Source organism: Pseudomonas sp. Eth.TT006, assembly GCF_054456575.1.
Genome location: NZ_JBTJEN010000006.1, coordinates 269,865 through 285,281 on the forward strand (window position 1 = coordinate 269,865; position 15,417 = coordinate 285,281).

13 protein-coding genes are annotated in these 15,417 nt (G+C 50.6%); 1 reads left to right on the top strand and 12 read right to left on the bottom strand.

Features of this window, described 5'->3' with window-relative positions; all coding sequences use genetic code 11:
• Nucleotides 1-78: 78 nt before the first annotated feature.
• From ACXR0M_RS12470 to ACXR0M_RS12500, 7 genes are all read right to left on the bottom strand, one after another.
• Nucleotides 79-567, bottom strand: coding sequence for a hypothetical protein (locus ACXR0M_RS12470; RefSeq protein ID WP_458832153.1), 489 nt, complete (start codon nucleotides 565-567; stop codon nucleotides 79-81).
• A gap of 238 nt (nucleotides 568-805) precedes the next feature.
• Nucleotides 806-1,615, bottom strand: a complete 810-nt coding sequence (locus ACXR0M_RS12475) for a TIGR02391 family protein (protein ID WP_458832154.1) — start codon at nucleotides 1,613-1,615, stop codon at nucleotides 806-808.
• Nucleotides 1,616-1,730: 115 nt separating this feature from the next.
• Nucleotides 1,731-2,516 carry an aldo/keto reductase gene (locus tag ACXR0M_RS12480; RefSeq protein ID WP_458832155.1) on the bottom strand — a complete coding sequence of 262 codons (786 nt, stop codon included), beginning with the start codon at nucleotides 2,514-2,516 and terminating at the stop codon, nucleotides 1,731-1,733.
• Complete coding sequence (locus tag ACXR0M_RS12485) at nucleotides 2,513-3,094, bottom strand: AAA family ATPase (protein ID WP_458832156.1); 582 nt, start codon at nucleotides 3,092-3,094, stop codon at nucleotides 2,513-2,515. The genes ACXR0M_RS12480 and ACXR0M_RS12485 overlap by 4 nt, the downstream gene beginning before the upstream one ends.
• Entirely contained in the window at nucleotides 3,091-3,705 is a 615-nt protein-coding gene (locus ACXR0M_RS12490) for a 3'-5' exonuclease (protein WP_458832157.1), read from the bottom strand. Before ACXR0M_RS12490 ends, ACXR0M_RS12485 begins: the two co-directional genes overlap by 4 nt.
• Nucleotides 3,705-4,841, bottom strand: coding sequence for a radical SAM protein (locus ACXR0M_RS12495; protein ID WP_458832158.1), 1,137 nt, complete (start codon nucleotides 4,839-4,841; stop codon nucleotides 3,705-3,707). The genes ACXR0M_RS12490 and ACXR0M_RS12495 overlap by 1 nt, the downstream gene beginning before the upstream one ends.
• A gap of 158 nt (nucleotides 4,842-4,999) precedes the next feature.
• Complete coding sequence (locus ACXR0M_RS12500) at nucleotides 5,000-6,154, bottom strand: PIN domain-containing protein (protein ID WP_458832159.1); 1,155 nt, start codon at nucleotides 6,152-6,154, stop codon at nucleotides 5,000-5,002.
• 253 nt (nucleotides 6,155-6,407) lie between these two features.
• Here ACXR0M_RS12500 and ACXR0M_RS12505 point away from each other — a divergent pair, with 253 nt between their 5' ends.
• Nucleotides 6,408-7,697 (top strand): hypothetical protein, encoded by a 1,290-nt coding sequence (locus ACXR0M_RS12505; RefSeq protein WP_458832160.1) that lies wholly within the window; start codon nucleotides 6,408-6,410, stop codon nucleotides 7,695-7,697.
• Here ACXR0M_RS12505 and ACXR0M_RS12510 read toward each other — a convergent pair.
• The 5 genes from ACXR0M_RS12510 to ACXR0M_RS12530 are packed head-to-tail and all read right to left on the bottom strand — an operon-like array spanning nucleotide 7,680 to nucleotide 15,241.
• Nucleotides 7,680-10,025 (bottom strand): ATP-dependent DNA helicase, encoded by a 2,346-nt coding sequence (locus ACXR0M_RS12510; protein WP_458832161.1) that lies wholly within the window; start codon nucleotides 10,023-10,025, stop codon nucleotides 7,680-7,682. The genes ACXR0M_RS12505 and ACXR0M_RS12510 overlap by 18 nt on opposite strands.
• Nucleotides 10,022-10,522 (bottom strand): VPA1267 family protein, encoded by a 501-nt coding sequence (locus ACXR0M_RS12515; RefSeq protein WP_458832162.1) that lies wholly within the window; start codon nucleotides 10,520-10,522, stop codon nucleotides 10,022-10,024. Before ACXR0M_RS12515 ends, ACXR0M_RS12510 begins: the two co-directional genes overlap by 4 nt.
• On the bottom strand, nucleotides 10,523-11,221 hold the full coding sequence (locus ACXR0M_RS12520) for a hypothetical protein (protein WP_458832163.1): 699 nt from the start codon (nucleotides 11,219-11,221) through the stop codon (nucleotides 10,523-10,525).
• Complete coding sequence (locus tag ACXR0M_RS12525; RefSeq protein WP_458832164.1) at nucleotides 11,218-14,658, bottom strand: VPA1269 family protein; 3,441 nt, start codon at nucleotides 14,656-14,658, stop codon at nucleotides 11,218-11,220. Before ACXR0M_RS12525 ends, ACXR0M_RS12520 begins: the two co-directional genes overlap by 4 nt.
• Nucleotides 14,588-15,241, bottom strand: coding sequence for a tyrosine-type recombinase/integrase (locus tag ACXR0M_RS12530; RefSeq protein WP_458832165.1), 654 nt, complete (start codon nucleotides 15,239-15,241; stop codon nucleotides 14,588-14,590). The genes ACXR0M_RS12525 and ACXR0M_RS12530 overlap by 71 nt, the downstream gene beginning before the upstream one ends.
• Between the last annotated feature and the right edge of the window lie 176 nt (nucleotides 15,242-15,417).

Genomic DNA, 15,417 nt, shown 5'->3' on the forward strand with positions numbered 1-15,417 from the left:
CGACATAGTGGTAGTTGATGGTCTGGTAGTCAGTGCTTCGCGCTTCGGACATCTTATGACCGATTGCCCCATTCCGCCCTACAGTATTTCGAAGTACCAGCTACCAAGATCAGCTTCGGAATCGATAGAGGGGTGCGTCAGATGATCTGTATCGATGTAGCCCTTCTCTCGATTCACCCTGTGCTGCATTCGGTAGGTTTTCAGCGGTACCAGGTACTCACTTAGAGGTAGGCCGCTTTTTTGTAAAGCCTGATAACTCATGAGCAGCGCGAGATTGTCCTGCGCCGCCTTCGTCCTTTTTGCAATTATTTTCTGGCAGACGTCAACGAAGTCTGGGTCGTTGTGACCATGTCGTTGGAATGAAGCGGCCATGTCCTCAAAAATACCTAACTGCTCAGCATTGAATATACGAAGACAGCTAGAGCTGAACTTAAAGCGGTAGCTGGCGAACATGGAAATCGCAAACTCCTGCAAGCAGCAGGCGGTAGGGGAACGCCCACTGAGTAGTGTTTCCCGATGCCGCTTGTAAGGGGATTCGTCCATCAGCAACTCGCTAAGCTGCGCCATGATGGTTACCTCCAAGATTTAAGCTGGCGATAAGCTTCCAGAACGGGATTATTCGTGATTTTGACAGTTTGAGTGTAGACAGGGTTGGCCGTATGTTTGTGGGTATTGGACAGTCCGGAATTCAGAAACTGTAAATCGCTTACTCAGTCGATGGCCGCTGATATTTTTTTAGCTCAATGTAGTCTGCCAGCCAGCGTGTTCCGACAATCAATCAGGTTTGCCTGTGTGGCATACAGATTCATGAGGTTACCTTTCGAGTGACATCGAGCTTGCGATGCATCAGCGACACCATCGTGAGGATGTCCAAGGCGTCCTGCTCAGACATGGGCCAGTTTATTTTTGTCGCATGGGCCAAAGGATTACGCACTGCTCCGAACAGCCCGATCAGCAGATTCGCGAATCCCTTTTGTTCACTTTTCTCAGATTCAGTGATCAAGGGCCCTAAGGCCAACATCGGGCTCTGTCCAAGGAATGCCTTCGTTACCAGGTCAGCACCATCACCATTCAATCCTGACAGGCTGCGAATCCTTTCTGCGATCCCCTTGGTAGCTTCAAAAACTGCATGGAAGTAGTTTTCGGTCAGCAGTTCAGCCCGACAATAGTTCAGTACCTCTTCATGCACGGCTCGGGCCTCAAGAGCAGCCTTGAGTCGGCCTACACGGGCGCGAGCCATGTCCAGGGTGGTTGCCTTATCCACACTGCCAACTCGTCCGTCATCGCGTACGTAGAATCCAGCGAGGGCGAGAACAACATTGAGCTCATCCCGACGCCAAGTGAAAGCCGCACGATCTCGTGTGTAACTCACTGGATTCATCGCGCGGTTAATGAAAAGGATGAGATGGTTGCCAACTTGGTGTTGGTTCTGCATTTGCGCCAAAGCATTAAACAGGCGTTTCCACTTCGTGTTGCTGGAATCAATGTCCGGTACACGAATGTCCTGCAGGAGATACCCAATTTGAGTGCCACTCAAGCCGCGATCGGTATCAGCGAGAACGCGACAGGCAGCTTCTAGGTGCTGCGAAGTGAAGGGGGCGATACGGTTACTCAAAGCAAATCTCCTTCAATGAGTACCTACAGTGCCGATGCGCCTGATGGCAGGATCCTGTCCGTTTGGCACGTGGGCCAGGTGGGTGCTGCGTACATATGATGGGAACGCGGCGGCATTAGCTCTCGATATCCGATCTGAGATTTTCCACCAGATGCTCGATTCTGGATGTCCCTGGAATTGGGAACATAACCGGCGAGTAGTCCAAAAGCCATTTCAAAGCGTGCGTTGCCGAGGAGGGATCGTCTGACATCCTGCTGGTATCAAAATACTTTCCAGCGCCCAAGGGGGCGTATGGAACGAACGCTATCTCGTTCTGTTCGCACCAATTGATAACGCTCTCGGACTGCTGATCCAGAATGCTAAATGAATTTTGTACAGCTGAGATCGGAGCAATCGTCATCGCCTGCTTGAGCTGGGGGATATCGACTTTTGAAAGGCCTAAAGCTTTGATCTTTCCTTCCCGGCGCATTTGTTCAAGTTCCCCGACTTGGTCAGCCAAAGGAAAGTTCGGGTCGACACGATGCAGGTAGTACAGGTCTATTGCTTCGACGTTGAGCTCCCTCAGACTCAGTTCAACGCACTGGCGTAAATACGCTGGGAACCCGCATGGTGTCCACCGGTTCGGGCCTTGGCGAGTGAAGCCCCCTTTGGTAGCAATGACCAAGTCATCTGCATAAGGGAATAGCGCTTTGCGAATGAGTCCCTCGGCCACATTTGGCCCATATGCGTCGGCGGTGTCGATGTGTTGCACACCTAAATCCACGGCCTTGCGCAGGAGCTGAATGGCTGCAGATTCGGATGCAGGTGGGCCCCATGTGCCTGGGCCCGTGAGCCTCATTGTGCCGAAGCCCAGGCGCCGTATCTGCTTTCCTGCCAATAGCCCTGTACGGGAAATAGTCATGATCGCCCCAACGCGTGAAGAATGTCGTTATGCAAGGTATTGAGAAGGGCTTCTCGCACGTGCGGAAAAAGCATTTGATGCTGGATCTGGAAGCAGCTCAGAAGCTGATGCAGATGGGTGTCGACTGACTGCCTGAATGCCAAATCGGTATCGCGCCCAGGGCCAAGAGCGATGGAACTGTCGAGCCTGGTTGCAACGATTGTGGTGTAGTCGGGAAGCTGGCGGGAGAGCAGCGCACTAATCGCATCGACTTGATGTGCGGGTGCAGGTGTACCTCGATGTTCGATGGCGGCATTCCAGTACGCCACAGCATCCATGATCGGACGATCGACCAGTATCACTTCAGCATTTTTAACGGCTGTGCGTTGCGCTTCGAGAGTACGGTCAATAAACCACATTGTGGAATCGTAGGTATGTTGAGTGAGCAGCGGGATACCTTGTTGTACTGCCAGCTTCCCAAACGAGGGGATGGTGGCAACACAGATACCTTTGCACTCAAGCGTTACTTTCAGTTCATCACAAAATGTGGATTTTCCAGTGGAGTGGGTGCCTGTGACACCGACGAGAACAGGCTTCACCATAGGTTTCCTTGCTCCGGTGGCGGCGACTGATCTTCTGTTTGCGTTTTGAGCTGCGCAATTTTGCAGATGTCCTGCCAAGTTCTGGCAGTTGACTTTTCAATGAGATGATCGAGTAACAAGGCTGTCGCGTAAGCATCATCAGCAGCGCGATGGAGTTGGTCGGCGACCTTATCGCGCAGCCCTGTTTCGATGAGTAATGATTCAAGGCGATGGCTCTTGGCGTTAGGGTAAACGTGGCGCGCAAGTTTAAGCGTGTCGATGACCCCCACTGGAGACCACCCGGGCAAATGACGTTTCATCACGCCATAGTCGACCGAAGCATTGTGGGCGACGAACCATCGGTTCTGAAGCTTTTGTCCAACCTCGCCCATGATTTCTGCCCAGGACGGGCAATTTTCCAACTCCGCATTTTTAATGCCATGGATGCGCTGAGCCTGCCAGGTAATCCGGTTGGCAGGTTTGATCAGCCAAGATAAAGTCTCGCTGTTTTCCACGGCTGGAAAAGGGGAAATCCCCACTTCGACCAGGTCGGGCGGCGTATGCCCATTGCCTTCCACGTCGACAATGATGATGGATTCAGGGGGCCATGCGAAGTCTGTGTTCTGCATCAGAGATTCCTTGTCGCCTCGGCACGGCCATGGCGCGCGTAGTGATGGGGTTTGTCAGCGTCATGTACCTGAAAGCCTAGAGAATGCTGCAGATAGTAGCGACGCTGTTCATCCAGACCACGAACGACAATTGCACGGTCGTTCACCTGCGGGTCGCCGACAGCACCCAATTCGTAGCACATTCGATTCAGAACCTGTTGATCAGGTTTTTTCCAGGCCGACTTGCAGATGGAGTACTGGGCGGTTGGGCAGGTGTCGCACAATTCGGTAATGCCGAAGTGTCCATTGTAATCGGGTATCTGATGTGCAAAGGCGACTCCACAAGAGGTTTTGTGGAAGATTGGTGTTGCTTGGTTCTGTTCCCCGTACAACCTGAGCAACCTCTGCTCATCCTCCAGAGGAAGAAGCTTTCGCCTGGCCGTCATTTTGTACGGTTCAGGGATTCCTTGGCTTTGGTAAAACTCGGCTATTTCCTTGCGATAGAACAGCCCGCTGAATACGGTTGCATGGGCATGATTGGCCAGTGTCGCGGCTTTTTTTATGTGCTCTGAGGAGTCGTTCAGCCCTGGAACAATAGGGCGCCAGTACAGCACCACTTTATAGCGCTCGGCATGGCGGTAGAGCATTTTAAGGCTGTTGGCAGCGATCGACGATTTGATGGGCTCGACCTTGGCGTCATCAATTCCCGAGTAGGTGACGAGTACCGTCAGCTTGATGTTTCTGAGTGTGTTGAAGCGCTCGCAGTCGTCCTGAGATACACGCCATCGCGTGATCACCAGCACGTTGTTGGTCAGGCCGGCCTCATCCAGTAGTCTTAGCAGTTTGTGGGTGTGAGGTTTGACCTCGGGCAGCATCGGGTCGGTGGCCCGATTGAACAGCTGAATAGGCGTGATGTGAGCCTGGAAATATCGGTGAGTGATGAATCGCTGGAAGGCATCTTCGTCGCTCATCAGCGCCTGCGGCGTACGCTGGTCGAAATTTCCGTAAAGGTGGCGCACGCAGTAGCTGCAATCGAGTGGGCAACCCACTATGTGATTCAAACTGAGCCCGCTTTTTCGATAACCGACAGGATCTGCAAGATCTGGGTTGGCGCTTTGCAACTGCGTCGAGTCGATGATTCTGACTTGAGATTTCACGGTGGTGCTCCTTGCTTGCCATCGGCTCTTCAGATGAAGTGGGACGCCCAGTTAGGCGCCTACCCAGCCATCCTTGCTGGGTATTGGTAATGGCTACATGATATCTCGCTTTCTGAGTGTAACGGCAAGTCAGCGCTCATAGACCGGAGCTCGCGACTTCACTCTGTCGACTCTTCCTCTGGCGTCTCGGGAGACAACCCTAGTAAGTCGATGATGCTGTCCGCAAGCTCCCGATCCACTTCGGTGACCCAGCGAGTGACCAGTGATAGATAGAGGTCATTGACGTCTTCGTCAGAGAGGATCCACCGAATCTGGCTGTTGTCGCTGGCGGCTTGAAATAGCCGTTCGGCATCCTGTTTGGTCAGGTGCGGGAGATATCTATTCAAGTTCGCGACCGCATCGTGGGTGGTGGAGAAGGCTCCACTGTCCACCAAGTCCATAATCGCGACCTCAACCTCGTCCCGTGGTACTGCAGGGACAACCTCCCGTTGCGCTACTACATTTTCGATCTCACGCGCAGGTGCTTCAGGGATAGGTCTTTGCTCTTCTTGTACCACTTCCGGGGCCTGCGGAGCTTCCTGGACTTCGGCAGGTAGGAGATCCTCAGCATCAGGTTGAGTCTGAAGATTTTTGTAATAGCCCACGACGTCGTTGATTGTTCTGAAAATGGTCAAGCTGCCGCCACCCTTCGTTTCAGTCCATTCGTCAGCGAGGTACGCGAGAGGGCGGCTGGTTTTGTCCATTGACAGTGGAGATGCATAGTCGCCATCTTTCGAAATGATGAACAGATCGCCGTCCGGAACGCGGGCAAGCAGCGTTTCCCAGATATATCTATCTCCAATGCTCTGCGCTTTTCCAGGTGGATTCCCTTTGTTCATTCGTACGAGGGCTTTCTGGTACAGCGCATCGTCTTCAGGGTGGCGGGAGGCTTTTTCGAATAACCGAGCGAGCTTCTGGTCGACCTCCAATTCGTTACGTAACGCGAGAGATGTCGCATTCGCAATCAGGACTTTCTTAGCCTGCTCCGCGCTCTTTACCGCTTCGTCGAACTGTCTTGCAGCTTCAGTTCCGCGCATATGGTGTGGTATGGCAGTCTGAATCTGGGCCTTCTTGAAATCAGACATTGCAAATTGCAGTTTCGACTCCCGGTTGCGTTTGAGCTCATTCTCGACTTGTTTAGGTAGGTGAACAGTCATCTGCCCCGGTGCTGTGAGTTCGATGAGTTCATCAAGAATTTCGAGCTTGTCGTCTGGAAAAGAGTAGAAATTGAGGAAAATGTTGGTGTCGATGAACAGGTGTAACGCCGGCATCATTGATGATCCTTCAAAAGTGAATTGTCAGCCTGAACAAGTGACCGCGTTGTAAGGGCAGCCGGTTTGTGTCCTGCCAACCTTTGCTCAACGTCATGCTCGATGCGGGACTCGCGGAAATATTCATACCTGCTAGACGAGCAATTAGCTAGTTTATTGGCGGCGAATGAGCATCGGCAACCGGTAACAGTTGCGACTAAGGGAGCAGGCTGTATCGCTCCAGCCATTCTAATCAGGACGAAAAGGTTGCCGATTGATGAGTGAACTTGAAGAAAAATGCATTTACTGCGATCAACCCAAATATTTCACAGATGAGCACATTTTCCCGGCAGGACTCGGTGGGGATGACTCCCGATATTTACTCAAGGCCGGTGTTTGTGGTGACTGCAATAACGGATTTTCTGGGATTGAGAGCACCTTTCAGCGTCGGTCGGTAGTAGGACTCGCTCGGGTCATTCACCAAGCAAAAAATCGTGATGGTGAGCCCCCAACGTTTGATCCTGTTGAGTCCCATATTTTGGATGAGGAGGGGCGACTTCTTGAGGCCGCGTACGTGGCTGGTTTCAACGCGCAGGTGTTGCCTCAAATCTTTGTTTTGGGCGAAACGATTACTACCACGTCTCCCACCAAAGACGCCCTGCTCAGCTTTCTGAAGCGGGCAACTGCTTTGCTTTCAAAAGACGAGTTGAAGCTCATAGAGAAAAACAACTCGAACACCCGAAACAAATTTTTCGTTTCTCGTTATCGCTTTAACGGAAAGGCCTATCACTTCATCTCCAGGGAGGGTGCCGAAAAGCCCCCAAAAGATGTTATCTGGATCGAAGCGACTATCAACCAGAAGGTCGATGCTGATGCATGCTTGTATCAGCGAACCGGCAAGCAGGTGGCCATCAAGGCGAAGTCTACTCAAGCCATAAGTGGGGTACTCGGTAGTATCCGGCGCACGCTGCCTGGGATCGTGGCGCAGGCAGAAAACGCTCAAGACCAAGCGATACAGCAACCCATCGTGTCCACTACATGCCTTGGGTGGCCGTCTGATTGCGATCGCGTTGTCGCAAAGATCGGGATCAATTTCTTGGCGAAAGACGCCGGCTTGGACGCGGCCAGGCATCCTGATCTGGATGCTGTAAAAGCTTTCATTTTTGGGAAGTCAGAAGCTCATCGCACTAATTTCCTGGATGAAAAGACTAAGGCTGAAACTTTCGGTAGCGTGCCAGAGGGACACCATTGCGTGAACATCTCCTACGGCCAGACATCGACCGGAAGGCTATCCGCAGTGATAGCTATGCATCTCTACGGTGGTATTGGTCTCACGATGCAGCTCTCCAATGACTTGCCTGATCAATGTTCGCTGAAGATGAGCTACTACCTGATCAACTACACCCAAAACACCATTTCCAAATACGATTTCATCGCCTATCAAACTGAGTTCAATTCAGACTACGTCCACCAATTTGCAAAGGAGCATGGCGTGGGCTTCCAGCGGTTTGCGCGGGATATCGGGGTAGGTTCGAGCATTCCTACCGAACTATGGTTGAGGTGGTAACGACGGATGTGTGGTGGGCAGTGTTTGTTCCGCTGAGAGATGATGGCGTAGGGCCGTGTGGCGTCGCTTTGACTTAGGGGGACGACTTACGGCCATGCGCGCTGCGGGTTCATCGCCTAGCAAAAGTAGCTGGTGTTGAGCCCGAGTGACGGCGGTGTAGAGCAGGCTCCGATCCAGCAGCCTGCTTGCTGTTATCGGTACGATCACGATAGGCCATTGTGAGCCTTGAGCCTTGTGAACGGTCAGGGCATACGCCAGCTCTAGAAATGGCAAAAGCTCAGTGGTGATGGGCCGCTTTTCTCCATCGTCCCACTCTACCCAGGCAATGGCGAATCCTATGGTGATGCCATTTTCATCCAGCAACCTGCGAGGTCGTTCCTCAATCTCGCTGATGTGTCCCAGAGAGCCATTCAGTATCCCTATACCCCACAGATTCTTTGTGCATACAACGGGGTCACCCAGTCTGAAGCCAGTGTCGACATTACTCTCTTCATCAGCGCTCCAAACGCGCAGCCTTTGAGCTTTCGCGCCCATTGCTTCCTGGCATGCAAGGTTGAGCAACTTGACCCCCAACACACCATTGCGCAGAGAGCACAGGATTTGCGTGGACTGCGGGGCCTTCATGAACAACCGGACAATGTCGTTAGCGATGCGTTGGTGGAGGTTGTTGTTGGCTTGGTTGAACGAGGTCGCGAGCGAGGGGGCTGATAGAAAGGCGACCGTGCTTGTTTCTTCCCGGCTGATGTGAGGCCAGATCCCCTGGCGAATCGATTGGGCGAACCCAGCGATGTCATTGCCGTGTCGCATGATTTGAGTCAGACGAGCGTGGGGAATCCTTGGGTCATTCACCAGATCATGGAACACCAAGCCTGGCCCCACGGGCATGAGCTGATCAGGATCCCCTACCAACAACAATCCAACCCCATCCGGCAGGGCCAGGCAAAGTCGGTACATGGTGATGACATCCACCATGCTCGCTTCATCAATGACGATAATGCTTTTCTCATCGGTCAATTGCAGCGACTTTGAGTACAGAAGGCTTGCCAGGGTACGGGCTGGCCGTTGGGTTGCTTCCTTCATTCGCTGCGCCGCGCGACCAGCGATGGAAGCTTGAATCACACTGATACCGGCTGCATCGAAATGACGATAGAGAGCTTTGAGTAACGTCGTCTTCCCCACGCCGGCGCCCCCACTGATCAGCGCCATGCGATGGTGCACGATCGTCTGAATCGCGTGGTGTTGCTCATCAGTGAGCTGGATGTCCTGGCGGTTTTGTGTGTCGTTGTCCAGGGAGTCTCGGTAGTTGTCGGTGCAATCGGAAGCTTGTGCAGAAGGTTGCGGCAGGAACAGGTCGAAGAGGGTGGACTCTAGGCGCTCAGCGATTACGCGTGCGATAGAGGACTCCATTACCCAGGCACCCATCTGCTGCAATTGGCTGCCCCCTTGGACGCGCAGCAACCTGCCGCTCTGTTGAGCCTGAAGCAGAGCAAACTCTGTGGACATGGACGATGATTCACCGCCTTCGTTCAGAAGAAGGTGCAGGCGCTGCGATACCAAATACTCGGGCGGCGCTGTATGACCTTCATTGAACAGTCGGTAAAGCACTTCCTCTACGGCGCCGCTTACTCGGCGCTCGTCATCTGTCGCAATACGGTAATGGCCCCTGGCAAGCGAGTCGACGCTACGCCAGGAACCACAGAAGGACAGGAGGCGATAAGGATCGTCACGTAGTGCTTCTTCGAGCTTATCTTCGAAGTGGCTCAGCGCATTCTCGGTGACCATGCGCGGGATGCCATGGGAGTGCAGCAGTTGGACGATGCTGCAATCGCCATAGCTTTTCCATCCGCTAATGAGGGCAGAGGCGGCAGCTTCGCTGACCCCTTGGACGGAAGATATGAGATCAACGCGACCTTTCTTCAGCAGTTCATACAGCTGCTCACCAAAGTGCTCCCACAGCCGAGTCGCTTTAGAAATGCCGATTCCTGCGAATCGATCGCCATGAGCAAGTAGGGTAACGATGTGGTGTCCGCTGGGCAGAACGAGCCTGACGTCTTGAGCATCGATCTGTCGCTCCGGGATTTTGAAGCCGTTGTGTTCGCGGACATAACTGCTGGGTGTGCCCGTCACGTCCCACCACTGGCCAACCTCCACCGATGTGGTGATGTGCAGGCGGTTTGGAACGGAAACCACGTAGTGCTCGTTGTTCTGTGTGCTCCCGTCCTGATTGATGGCGGCGCCGTAGAAAATGTAGCCGCCATGGCCGAGCGGGTTGACGCTTCGGATTGAAAGTACTCGGATGCGTCTTTGAACGAAGGGCTTGGCGTTCATCGAGGGAGCCTGCCGGTCGTGGCGAGGGCTTCCTGTATCGCCGACAGTTTCGCTAGTTGTCGTCGGAGCTCCTGGATCTCCGCACGCTGACTGGCGTTTTCGGATTGGAGGCGGCGCACAATTGTTTCGAGTTTGCGGGATGTGGGCTCCTGTCCGCCGCCATTTGAAGTGTACGTGGGCTCAAGATTGGTGTTTTCGCTTGAAGCCGTGGGGTGTTGGTGATGGTTTGTTCCAGTCTGAACATCTGGCCCGTTACCCGCTCCGTGTATCCCCGATTTGATAGGTAGTACACCCTCGGAACGGAGACGATCTTCCAGCTCTACAAGTAGGCGTTTAATCCTGGGGTTCTGAGCCAGAACGGATTTAGCGAATCCGCACTGGATAGCAATTTCAGTTCTGGACAGTGCGCCCCGGTGAACGATTGACTGGAAATCCTCAGGGCTTTTGGAAGACACCCAAGCTTGGAAAATCTCAAGGTTTTCTTGGGAGTTCGCCATTTAGTCACCTTTGGGGAAAATCGTTTCTTCGGCTTCGATCGCATCACTGTTGACACCTGGCGATAAAATCAACGAGCGTAACGCGACCATATGGTGTTTATGCAGCAAGACGTTCAAAGTGACATTCTGGCGAACCCGATCCTTATGTAGTTGTAGCCCTACGTTATTCAATGCGACTTCGTTGAATAGAATAGCGATTGCTTCTCGTGCTGCAGGTGGGATGTGTATTTGAGGTTCGGGCATTGCGTTTGGATTCGGCACCCCACCAAACCCTACTCGGATTAGCTCATCGATGGGTATGCCGGGCAGCTTACGTAGGCCCGCCTCGATTCTGACGCGGCTGGCAATAGCCTGATCTCTCTCATCCTCCAGCAGTTGGACATATGCACGGATAGTCTCGTCTGGAATGAGAGGCTTTTTGTCTCCAACTCGTTTCTGGATCCGCAGTGTCTGGCCGGAAGTTCGGGCTTTGACGTAGTGGCTTAGCGCTTGAGAGTTTCGTATGGATTGTGCCTTGGGCCCACCCCAATCTCTATCAATACAATACCGCTCAATAGCTGTGGGTGAAATTTTCATACGCTGTTCTTCTAGATAGTCAGCGGCCTTCTTGATGCGTGCCAGTGACTCCTTCTGCCTAGGGTTTGAGGAGCCCTCAATCAAGTGGGCATACAGTGCTTCTAGGGTCTCATGAGTAGTCATCCGAACAATTCCTCGTCCTCACCCTGTTGTTCGCCTGAAGAGGTAACATCTACATTTTTTTCGTCCAATAGTTGTGCAATTTGATTCAAATTATCTTTTTGAAGGGATTTCTCAGAGGAGGCCTCCAGAGCAAGTCTCTGAATAACGTTATCTAGAGCTGGAAACTCACTGAGCGGTTTAGTTCCAGTCAGCACGTCATTAAGACAGCTTGAGTCAACTTTCTGAAGAATTAGAGAAGACAAGAGGTTGCCGGCTTCGTGTGCTTGCGCTTCATTTAGTGTCAGCAAGAATGGCTGAATGCCATTGGCGACCATCATCTTTGACAATATTTGATGCTTGTCGATCTCCGCTTCCCTATTGGAAAATCCCGTAGTGAATTTGCTCATCTGGGTTATCTGGTCGAGAAGTGCAAATTCGTGAGATTGCTGCATGGTGATTTTCAACTCAAGCGCGTCACTTCTAGTAAGAAATGGAATAGGGACGTTCTTGTCAGTGGCAATGATTTTACTCTTGGCTTCGATGTAGTCCTGTAATATTAGTAAAGATTGCTGAGCAAATTGATACCGAGATGCCCATTCGTTGATGTCGATTTCCAATTCTCTATTGAGCAAATCCACACGATCACGCAGACGGCGAGCTTCCTTCTGCTCTCCCTTGTCTTCCGCATCGAGACATTGGTCGTTGAGCTTGGCGACTTCTTGTCCTTTCTTTCGGATAACATAGGCCAAGTTATTCACAGTCGTGATTTGGCCAAGAATATGCGCAGGGCCCGTAACCCAGTATCTACACAGACCACAACGCTGACCCCCGGGTACGGGCCCGTATTTATTTTGCGCGGGCACCTCAAGCACTCCTCCCGTGCTACATGATGTTCCTGGGCAGATTCCATCTGGATTGATCGTCCAAATTCCATCACCGAGCATCAACGCATCAATGCCAGCCCCTAAGCCAGGGCCTTCTGGGGTCAACAAAAATGGAGCAAGCTCTTCAAGTGACTGGGCAAAAATTTCGGAGCCGACAAAATCCTGGTCGTTAATCATTCGTTCATGAGCTATCTCTAGAAACTGTCTTAGCTTTGCTGGAGAATACTTTAGATAATGCAATGTAGAGACTAGAACTTGGTGGCCGACTACAAACATTTGAACAACTTCTAGTGGGACGCCAGCTTCAATTAGATTGGTTATTCCGCTCACCCTGAGAGAGTGAAGGTCGACAACCCATTTGAGTTTCCCGTCTTCATCTTTTGAAACAAGTTTCAGCTGCTGCCCATACTTTGAGTATATTCGCTGCTGAGTTTTTTCAAGTAATTTTGAGTAAAATCTGGCAAGCTTCTGGTAGTCAAGCGGAAGGCGAGAATCGGCTCTTCCAGGGTCTCGAAAAAGTGGGCAAACATCTGGGCCAGCGACTATTTTTTGCCTGCTGAGCTCACGAACATCATCTTGATAGATTCGATAGGAAATAGGTTCGGCAGGTTCCGCTAGATAACGTATCTGCCATTCGCGCTGGGTTTGAAGTAGTTTTGAAAGTTTTGGAGATACATAAGGTATGATATAGCCATTATTGGCCTTGTCATAAGCACCAGTTTTGTTGGTGTTTATCCACATGACCAAACTTTCTTCAGCTCGCAGACCATCTTTCTGCATGCGCAGTACTGCTTCGTTTCGGCTGTGTATAGCGAACTTGCTAGTATTTACCTCGTATTTTTCTTTTGAAGGGTTATATATAAATTCATCTAGCTGACCTGAGTCTAACCAGCGTGCTTGATGGCTCCTGATAGGCGTGTCCAAAAGTGTGTACATGCAAATGGCTAAGCCGGGATAGAAAACTCTGACATGGTATCCTGTTTCGTTATCGAGAACGTGAGCTAGGGATCTGCCATAAGTTTTAGGAAATTCGAAGTCATTTTCGATCAGTGCTCCCTTCATTTCGTTGATAATGTAGGGTGGGAGCGAGTCTCTATGTGTCTTGGCAGGTGCCGTTTGCTTTCCAAGGGAGTCGGACAAAAGAATCGGCTCTGGAAATAAGCTCAAGTCCTGACGATTAGTTGCATCAAGATAGTCCCGAACCCAAGAAAAATACCCCCTTAAGGTGGAAATATTTCTGTTGCTGCGTTTTGTGCTCGTAGATTGTTTTAGTAAATATTCAAAATACGTATTATTGTTGATGAGAGTTGCGTCGTAAATGTGAGTGCGCCTGTCAGTCAGCCAAGGAGCCAAAGGCGGAGATTCAAGAGTGCAAAGAAAATCACCGAGATAGTTAAGAACATCTATGACTGTGGATACCCTTGCAGTCGTTCGGGACTTGGTAAATAAGTGAAAGGTTTTAGCCCACTCTGTTAGTTCAGGGTGATCTTCAGAAAGCCATAAAAAATTCCCATCTGTCCTGCTCCTGTTATCACCCCACCGACTCTTCCTTGTTTTCCGCTCCAACTCCACCTCTGCTCCAGGGTTTAGGCGATTATACATTTTCAAAAAAGCAAGGGTCGTTGTTCTAAGGCGTCCTGTATCGCTGACCAATGACCTGCCTTTAGAGTCGGAAGAGTAAAAGGCGCGAAGATTTGCTTCTACAATGTTTTCAAAGTCGTAAACTAAATCAGGATTAATGTCCTCTGGAAGTCGAATGCTTGAGCAGGCCAAAGCTGTTATGGCGAAAGATAAGCTTTTGTCGGCATATCCTAGAGCTTCAGGAGGCATATATATCGATTTTGCTATGTTCTGCTTATTCTCGCAGTAGGCTGAGTCGCAAAGTAGTAACCATTTGTTGTTATTGACCCATTGGCGCAAGTCAGGAGGGAAAAGAACAATATTATTGTCCCAGAGGAAAGTCAGTAGTTCGAAGCATCTGTAGTGTGATCTATTGGTTTTGTTGGAGCTGGTCAGGGTTGATGAAACTTTATTTATGAAATCCTCAGCGGAGACGCTGTTGTTGAGAATGTCCAAGAAGCTATGTGCGAGAACTCCTTTAATATGTCTTACGGTCTTAAGTAATTCGTTTCTTGATTTGGGCATGTTGGTAGTAAGTAATTGCTTTTGCTGGTTGACGCTGATGTTCGCCATCTCTGCAAGTAATTTTTTTCCCCTTGAAGTGCTGTTTAGTATGTTTTGCAGGAATTCAGTCTTAAGATAACGCGGCCCGCTTGATGCGCCGCTAGTGGGAGTTCTTTCGTGGCTCTCAAATCCGATTAACTTATCTCCGCTAGGTGCGATTTGGAGGATGAACTCATGCCAAAATTCACTTATTCTTTTTTCTTCGTATAAGTGGACGAACTCCGTTAGTTCATCCTTTCTAATATCGCCTAATAGAGCGACGTTTTGAGTGTCGGTATTTAAGAACGTGACTCTGCCTGAAATAGGAGCTTTGTATGATTTAATGGTCATATCTGTCGTTGCCCAGTAAGTGTGAGGCTTCCTGGCAAAAATCAGGTATGGAGTCAGCAAGTATTTTTTGTCCTTTTTCTAACTCGGTTTTTGCTATTTCGATATCTAGCCTGTAATAAACTTGAGTTGATGATATGTTTGCGTGTCGCATGAGTATTTGTGTTACCTCTTGCGTGAGACGCAGGTATGATGCGCAGAAATATCCGAAAAAGTGACGTGCTCCGTGCGGATTGACTCCGGCGTCGCTTGTTGAAAGTCCGATTTTTCTCACGGCGCGAGTGAAGATTTTGTCCATGTTTGACATGGTCATAGGCTGGCCAAAGTCAGGGCCTTCTCTAGTGTTCACAAAGTAGTAAGGGTGGTCATCGCTAATGTGGTTTCTGACATTTTTCATGTATTTTTTGTGAAGAGCGGCGAAGTACATTCCTATTTCTGGTAAAAGCCATTGTAATGTTGCTTCATTTCGATCGCTCTCATATGTTATATACTTCCAGCCAGCATGTAGCGGATGCTTTAGTCCGAGTTTGTTTCTTGGTCCAAGTCCGTAGCGTTGCGCGAGAAACTCCTGCCTATCTCCGCTTTGGTTACCTAAGAAAGCGTCGCTCCACTCATACTTTCCGGTCACAGGGTCAGCAAGTGTCACAATGGCGGAGTTTTTTTTAATTCTAATGTCTGTGGCAAATAGGTGGAATGGCTCTGATTTTCTTAGTCCCCCGAAGAAGATTAGGAGTAAGAATAGTTTGTCTCGGATTGAAGTGACAGATTTTATTAATGATAAAATTTTTTGTGGAGGGAAATATTTTGGGTGTGTTGTTCTTC

Excerpts from the sequence above, each read along its gene's own strand:
- ACXR0M_RS12520 (WP_458832163.1), bottom strand. The coding sequence starts at position 11,221 with ATGACTACTCATGAGACCCTAGAAGCACTGTATGCCCACTTGATTGAG.
- ACXR0M_RS12515 (WP_458832162.1), bottom strand. The coding sequence starts at position 10,522 with ATGGCGAACTCCCAAGAAAACCTTGAGATTTTCCAAGCTTGGGTGTCT.
- ACXR0M_RS12510 (WP_458832161.1), bottom strand. The coding sequence starts at position 10,025 with ATGAACGCCAAGCCCTTCGTTCAAAGACGCATCCGAGTACTTTCAATC.
- ACXR0M_RS12500 (WP_458832159.1), bottom strand. The coding sequence starts at position 6,154 with ATGATGCCGGCGTTACACCTGTTCATCGACACCAACATTTTCCTCAAT.
- ACXR0M_RS12470 (WP_458832153.1), bottom strand. The coding sequence starts at position 567 with ATGGCGCAGCTTAGCGAGTTGCTGATGGACGAATCCCCTTACAAGCGG.
- ACXR0M_RS12480 (WP_458832155.1), bottom strand. The coding sequence starts at position 2,516 with ATGACTATTTCCCGTACAGGGCTATTGGCAGGAAAGCAGATACGGCGC.
- ACXR0M_RS12505 (WP_458832160.1), top strand. The coding sequence starts at position 6,408 with ATGAGTGAACTTGAAGAAAAATGCATTTACTGCGATCAACCCAAATAT.
- ACXR0M_RS12490 (WP_458832157.1), bottom strand. The coding sequence starts at position 3,705 with ATGCAGAACACAGACTTCGCATGGCCCCCTGAATCCATCATCATTGTC.